At 64.5% G+C, this 6,770-nt stretch carries 5 protein-coding genes and 1 pseudogene; 1 reads left to right on the top strand and 5 read right to left on the bottom strand.

Annotated elements, in window-relative coordinates:
- Positions 1–60: 60 nt before the first annotated feature.
- Entirely contained in the window at positions 61–1,290 is a 1,230-nt protein-coding gene (locus V7E26_RS06910; protein ID WP_324414689.1) for a lytic murein transglycosylase, read from the bottom strand.
- Between the two features lie 67 nt (positions 1,291–1,357).
- Complete coding sequence (locus tag V7E26_RS06915) at positions 1,358–1,897, bottom strand: MarR family winged helix-turn-helix transcriptional regulator (protein ID WP_324414690.1); 540 nt, start codon at positions 1,895–1,897, stop codon at positions 1,358–1,360.
- Between the two features lie 50 nt (positions 1,898–1,947).
- On the opposite strand from V7E26_RS06915, the gene V7E26_RS06920 reads away from it, so the two are divergent.
- The gene (locus V7E26_RS06920; RefSeq protein ID WP_324414691.1) at positions 1,948–2,433 is read left to right on the top strand and encodes a carboxymuconolactone decarboxylase family protein; all 486 of its coding nucleotides are present in this window, start codon (positions 1,948–1,950) and stop codon (positions 2,431–2,433) included.
- 14 nt (positions 2,434–2,447) lie between these two features.
- Here the strand turns inward: V7E26_RS06920 and V7E26_RS06925 are convergent, their stop codons facing one another.
- The 3 genes and pseudogenes from V7E26_RS06925 to V7E26_RS06935 form a co-directional block, all read right to left on the bottom strand.
- Positions 2,448–4,541, bottom strand: coding sequence for a TonB-dependent receptor (locus tag V7E26_RS06925; RefSeq protein ID WP_324414692.1), 2,094 nt, complete (start codon positions 4,539–4,541; stop codon positions 2,448–2,450).
- Positions 4,542–4,982: 441 nt separating this feature from the next.
- Positions 4,983–6,554, bottom strand: a complete 1,572-nt coding sequence (locus tag V7E26_RS06930) for a M23 family peptidase (protein ID WP_324414693.1) — start codon at positions 6,552–6,554, stop codon at positions 4,983–4,985.
- Between the two features lie 63 nt (positions 6,555–6,617).
- Positions 6,618–6,770: pseudogene (locus tag V7E26_RS06935) on the bottom strand (elongation factor P); the annotation flags it as partial.

Consider the following 6,770-nt stretch of genomic DNA (forward strand, 5'->3'; position numbering starts at 1 on the left):
CAATCCATTTTTCCGCTTGTGGCGGCATGGAATCTTCGCTCCGCTCGCAATGACGGCGAATTATCCGCCCTGCCTCAACCGCGCCAGCACCTTCAGCCCGCCATAGCCGTCGGCCGGCAGCAGTCCCATCCTGGCCTGATAATCCTTCACCGCCTTCATCGTGTCGTTGCCGACGCGGCCGTCGGTGCCGCCGGTGTCGAAGCCGGCCTTGGTCAGCCGCGTCTGCACCTCCTGCACCTCGGCGAGCGTCAGCGCGCGCTCGGAGCCGGGGAAGGGCTGGATGAAGGGCGGGGCGCCGAGAATGCGGTCGCCGAGATGGCAGATCGCGAGCGCGTAATTCATCGACGGGTTGTAGCTTTTGACCGAATAGAAGTTCGGGCCCAGCAGGAACGAGGGCCCGCCCGCGACCGGCACCCACATCTGCGCCGAGGCGTTCGGCTGCGGGAACGGCTTGCCGTCGGCACGCGTCACGCCGGCGCCGGCCCAGGCGGCGTAGGTGCGGCTTCCGCTAGCGGCGCCGCCTGACGTGCGGACCTCATAGCCCCAATGCTCGCCGCGGTGATACTTGCCGCGATTGAGCAGAAAGCGCGCGCTGGAGCCGAGCGCGTCGTCCGGTCTGCCGAACGGCGAGACGCGGCCGTCCTTGTCATAGTCCATGCCGACATTGAGCCAGACCTCCGGCATCCATTGCGTATGGCCCATCGCGCCGGCCCAGGAGCCCCGCATTTCCTCCGGCGTGCTCCAGCCGCGATCGACGATCTTCAGCGCGTTGATCAACTCGGTTTCCCAATAGGCGCGGCGGCGCGGCTCGTTCCAGGCGAGCGCTGCGAGCGAAGGAAAGACCGGCCGCATATGGTTCTGCTGCACCAGCGGATCGCCATAGGCCGATTCAACGCCCCATAGCGCGAGAAGCGTACCGCGCTCGACGCCGAAATCCTGCTCGATCCGCGCGAACAGCGCCTCATTCTTTTTCAATGCTTCGCGGCCGTTGATGATGCGCCAGTCCGAGACGCGGCGGTTGATGTATTGCCAGATCTGCTCATGGAATTCCGGCTGCTTCTGCATCTGCCGGAACACGGTCATGTCGGGCTCGATGCGCCCCATCACCCGCGTCCAGGTCGCATCCGAAATGCCCTTGGCGAGCGCGCGCGCGCGGAAATTGTCGCGCCACTGGTCGAAGCCGGGCGGGGCGGCCAAGGCCGATGGCGCGGCGAATGCTGCGCCGGCGGCGATGCCGGCCTGCAGCACGGCGCGGCGGGTCAGGGCGGTCTTGGAATCAAGCTGTTTCATGCCCGCAGTGTAGCCGCGCACCGGCCTCGCGCCAAAAGCCAAGACGCCGCGGGAACCGGCTATACCGTCACAAATTCGCGGCTATTCCGGCCAGCCAGCGGCGGATCAGGCGCTGGGCGCCGGCCGAGAGCCCGGCCGCCAGCCGCCGCTCGATCGCGTGGGCGTGCCTGCGGCTCTTCCCGAGCAGGGCTGCGCCACGCGGGGTCAGCGTCCATTGCAGCACGCGGCCATGAACGGGGTGGGGCGTCTTCCTGATGGCGCCGTCGCGTTCGAGATTGCGGATGATGACGCCGACGGTCTGCGGCGTCAGCATCGCGACGCGCGCGAGATCGGCGCCCGAGAGGCCCGGATAGGCGCGCAGCATGGTCAGGACCAGGAATTGCGGCGTCGTGACGCCGAGGTCGGCAAGCGACCGTTCCATCGCCAGTCGCGTCGCCCCCTGGGCCTGTCGCAGCAGATAGGCGAGGTAGCCCTGCTCGCCGCGCTTGCCTTCGCCGGGCGGCGGCGGGCGGATCATCGCCGGTGCGGGAGTTCGCGGTCTTCCGGCTTTCGCCCCTTGCGGTCCGCGCGACCGCGCTTGCGTCACCGGTCCGATCTTGCGCGCCATGTCAGTGCTCTTATAATCAATCAGAGTACTGATAACACGAGGCAGAATCGATGTCACACGCCCGCAAGGAATACAAGGAGTTCATGTCGCTGACGCCGGATGCCTATGAGGCCGTGCTGGCGCTGAGCCAGGTCGCGGGCAAGGCGGGCATCGACAAGCAATTGCTCGAGCTGATCAAGCTGCGCGCCTCGCAGATCAACGGCTGCGCCTTCTGCGTGCAATTTCACATCCTGGAAGGCGAGAGGCTCGGCGTCACCGCCGACAAGCTCAATCTCGTGGTGGTCTGGCGGGAGGTGCCGCAGTTCTCGCAGCGCGAGCGCGCGGCGCTGGCCTGGACGGAAGCTCTGACGCTGCTCGGCGACGGCGACGGCGTTAGCGACGATGTCTATGCAGAGGCTGCCCGCGAATTCTCCGACAAGGAACTCGCCTATCTCACTTCGGCGGTCGCCGCGATCAACGTCTGGAACAGGTTCGGCGCCGCATTTCGCTGGACGCCGCCGGCGCGCAAGTCGGCGGTCGGTTCAGCGGCTTCATAGGCGGTGTTAGCTAATTAGAACTTCGCTCGTGCCAACACCCTGATCGTGCGGCCCTGGCCCGGCGAGATATTGTTGTTGCCATCAGCCGTCGCCCAGTAGCCCCTGTTGAAGATGTTTTCGATGTTGAGCTGGGCACTCCATGTCTCGTCGATCTTTGCGAACAGGCCGGCGTCGAAGCGCCAGAAGCCGGGCAGCCGCACGCTGTCATCCGACGAGGCAAACGAGTCGGAGAAATAGATGACGCCGAGCGAAGCGGCCCATCGCGCATCGATCTGATACTTGTTCCACCAGCCGAACTGATTGTAGGGCACGAGCTGCACCCGGTTTCCGGCCACGATGGTCGCGGACGTATCGCTTGCGATGCGTGCGTCCGTGTAAGCGTAGCCAAAGGTCGTCTGCCAGTCGGGAGTCACGTATCCCGTGACGGCCGTTTCAAAGCCGCGGATCTTGTGGGCGCCGCTTGGAAAAAAGAAGCCGGGATTAGTGGGATCGGCGATCGGGACGTTCGTACGATTGAGTTCGTACACCGCGGCGGTGAACAGCAGCTTCGGCTGGATGTTCCATTTGACACCGACCTCGGTGTTTTCGAACGTCTGGGGCTGCAGGATCAGTGTTCCCGGCGTGAGCGCGCTGAACTGGTCTCCGGATGCCGGCAGATAGGAGATGCTGTAGGCAGTGTAGATGGACAGACTGTCGATGGGTTTGACAATGATTGCCGCGCGCGGCGAAAGTTTCTCATCGACCCGATTGCGCAACAGGCCGCTGTTCAGGTCGAGCGCAGACATATCAAAACTGTCGTAGCGGGCGCCGACGAAGAGTTGCAGCCAGCGGGTCACCTCGATCTGGTCCTGCACATAACCCGACGCGATGTTCAGCCGATACTTGCTGTTGGCGTCGGTCGCGATGTGATTGAAGACGACAGGGCCGAAATAGGTCGGATTGAATGGATTGACGACGTCGAACGCCTTGTTGGCATTGTTTGGAAATATGCCGGAATCGCGCCGTGAAAGACCGGTCTGCCGGCCGAACTCGGTGCCGAACGCGACCGTGTGAAGAACCCCTCCGGCCGTCGTCTTGTAGACGAAGTCGGTCTGGTTGAATGCGTTTTCGCGCGGCGTGTAGTTCTGGTAGGCGTTCAGCGATACCTGCGTAAGATCCGGTGTCACCGCGCCGCCGCCGGGGCCGCCGCCCGTGCCGCCGGGATAGACGTTGCGGTAGCCGCGGTTGTAGTCGGCGTAGAGCGAGGAATTCTTCACCGTCAGCCCGTTGCCGAAATCATGCTCGATCACCGCCATGCCGGTCTGCACCTCGACCTTGGCAGCGTTGTAGATCGGGCTGCCGTAGAAGGTGGTCAGGTCGCCGTTCGGCGCGAAGGGCACGGTGGGATTGAAGCGGGTCGCGCCGCCGGGCACACCGAGGGAGGGATTGCCGCGATCGGCCAGGCGGAAGTCGTGATAGAATTCGTAGGAGAGTTTGACCCTGGTGTCGTCGGTCGGCTTCAGCGTCACGGTCGGGTTGAACCCGTAGCGCTCGAAATGGCCGTATTGACGGAAGGTGTCGCTGTTTTCATAGAAGGCATTGAGCCGCACGGCGACGTTCTCGTTCACGGCCTGGCCGGCGTCGAGCGTCACCCGCTTGTCGCTGTACGAGCCGGCCTGCATGGTCGCCTCGTAGAGGCGCTGACCATCGGCCTCCTTCAATGTCCGGTTCACCAGGCCGCCGCCGGCGCCGCGCCCGAAGGCCAGCGCGCTCGGTCCTTTCAGGATCTCGATGCTCTGCGTGTTGTAGAGATCGCGGAAATACTGGACGTCGTCGCGGAAGCCGTTGACGTAGAAATTCGCGCTGGAATCGACGCCGCGGATGATGAGCTCGTCGCGGTTGCCTTCGCCCTGGTGGATCACAACGCCCGGCACGTAGCGCGTCGCGTCGGTCAGGCTCTGGAACGACTGATCGCGGATATAGTCCTTCGTCAGCACCGTGATGGATTGCGGGATATTGACCAGCCTGGTGTTGGTCTTCGTCGCCACTGAAGTGCTGTCGGAATAGACACCGACGGTGCCGGTGCGTGCGTCCTGTGTCGGACCGAAGGACGGTTTTGCGGCCGGCACGGTTTCGTTCCTGCGCGCGGCCAATGTGCGCCGGGACCGGCCCGTGTTTGAGTTGTTGCGCGCCGGTGAGGACGTGCGGCGTGGCCGCGTATCTGGTGCGGTTACCGTCACGGCCGGCAGTGATGCGCCCGTACCCTGACCAGGTGCCGGCTGTGCCTGGGCACCTGCCTGTCGGACCGGGAGGAACAGCGCAATGGAGCTCGCGGATAGGAAGAATATGACGCGCGATCGAACGATCGCCTGCAATGATTTCATCATGTCGGGACGCTCCAAGAATTTTTTATCGCGCGGGATCTTTCGGCACGCGCGACCACCCACTTCTGAACCACGGAATGACCCTGCCATTCCGCGTCCGCCATTTTGAATTGTTCAAATCTCGTGGACGTAGAGCTTTATTGGAATGCTTCTACGTTGCAACAACGCGCAGCACACCGGCGCATCCTAATTCACGCGGCGGTCGCCTTGCCGGACACTGTGACGAAGCACGTCCTCCGGCAGCACATGCGCCACGGCTGCGCCCGGCGGATCGGTGCCGATCTCGCGGCCGCGGCCGCGAATCAGCCGCTCATAGGATGTGATCAGCGTGGTGTAGGGGTTGACCCAGATCCAGCCGTCGCGCGTGAACACCTGCACGTCGAAGTGAAGGTGGTATGAGGTGCCGTTCGGGAAATCGAGGTAGTTCGAGACGACGCCGATCTTTTCGCCCTCGGCGACCCGGCGGCCGCTGAGAATGCCGTCCGCATCCATCGTCGACGGGTTCATGTGCATGTAGCGAAAACGGATGTGCTCGTTGCCGGTGTTGATCTGCAGGGTCGCCGCCTGCTGCTTCGGTGAACGGATCAGGATGCCGTCGCGCACGGCGACGACGGCCTGCTTTCGCGGATGACAGGCGGCTTCACCGTCGCTGTTGGGCGGGCAGGGCGCGGGGCGGATGTCCTGGCCCTGATGGCCGAAGCCTGCGGCGCATTGGCCAACCTGGAAGCTGCGGGCTTCGCAGAAATTGTCGCGCCAGGGGTAGATGCCTTGATAGACGCCGGATTTGCGCTTGCCGAATTGCTGCGAACTGACCAGCACTGGCGCCTTCGCAAGTGGAAAGCGGATCTGCGAATAAGCGATGAGATCGACGCGGCCGCCGCGGTTGCGCGCGCTGCTGTTGGCGATGATGTCGCCGCTCGGTCGGTAGCTGAAGTCAGGCGATCGCGGCACCGGCCGTTCCGCCAAATCCGACGCGATGTCCCGACGCGGGCGGGCCGGCTGGCCGCCGGCGACGCGCAGCGCCTTCAGGAAACGCTCGGCGATCGGGTAGGCCTCGCGACAGGCGAGACGCCGCGGCCGTGGCGCCGAGTCCAGGCACTGGATCGATACGACATAGGGCACGCCGAAGCGGGTGAAGGCGTAGCGCACATAGCCTTCGCGAATGAAGCGCCGCATGCCAGGGAATTGCGCCGCCAGCGCCCTGACGGGCACGCCTCTGCCGCCGAGCGGATCGGCAAGATCGTAGGTGAGGAGCGAGCCCGTGATCTGAACCTCGACGGGCCGGGCGAAGACTCGCGACGGCAGGCTCGCCCCCGCGCCGGGATCGAGCGAGAACACCGCGTCGTAGCCGGAGGGGCCGGCGTGAAAGAAGTCGGCGGGGCGGAAGTCGGCCTGATAGCGCGACACCGGCGGATTCGGCGTGCCGCTCTGGGCGTCGAGATAGGCAGCGGTATCGAACGGCAGCAAGACCGGTACCGGGCTGCGCCCGATGCCGGCGAAGATCGTCGAATTGATTGCGTTCAGTTGCACCAGCGCGGGCGTCGCCCGTGGGTCCGATGCCGGCATCCGATGGCGGCCGGCAAAGGTGAAGCGCGGCGCGATGGCCGGCTGGGAACTGATCTCGCTGCGAAGCTGATCGAGGACGGCGCGCCACTCGACGCGTGCTGCCGTGATCGAGGGCGTCCTGAACTCGTTGGCCGAAACGCCCGACGCTCCGGCGAGGAAAAAACAAAAGGCTGCCAGCCACCGCGCGAGCAAGCTGACAGCCTTGATTCCCAAATGCACCGCCCCCGGCCGTGCCCCTTATTCTAAAGCGCGGTCTTAATCCTTCGCGCGCTCGACGTAGGAGCCATCCTCAGTCATGACAACGATACGCGTTCCAGTTCCAATGTGCGGCGGCACCGAAGTGCGCACACCGTTGGAGAGGATAGCAGGCTTGTAGGAAGAAGACGCGGTCTGACCCTTGGTCACCGG

It is taken from the genome of Bradyrhizobium sp. (assembly GCF_036735945.1).
Classification (GTDB): Bacteria; Pseudomonadota; Alphaproteobacteria; order Rhizobiales; family Xanthobacteraceae; genus Bradyrhizobium.

Bases quoted from the DNA above. Each gene is read 5' to 3' on its own strand.
- V7E26_RS06910 (WP_324414689.1), bottom strand. From the start codon at position 1,290: ATGAAACAGCTTGATTCCAAGACCGCCCTGACCCGCCGCGCCGTGCTG.
- V7E26_RS06915 (WP_324414690.1), bottom strand. From the start codon at position 1,897: ATGGCGCGCAAGATCGGACCGGTGACGCAAGCGCGGTCGCGCGGACCG.
- V7E26_RS06920 (WP_324414691.1), top strand. From the start codon at position 1,948: ATGTCACACGCCCGCAAGGAATACAAGGAGTTCATGTCGCTGACGCCG.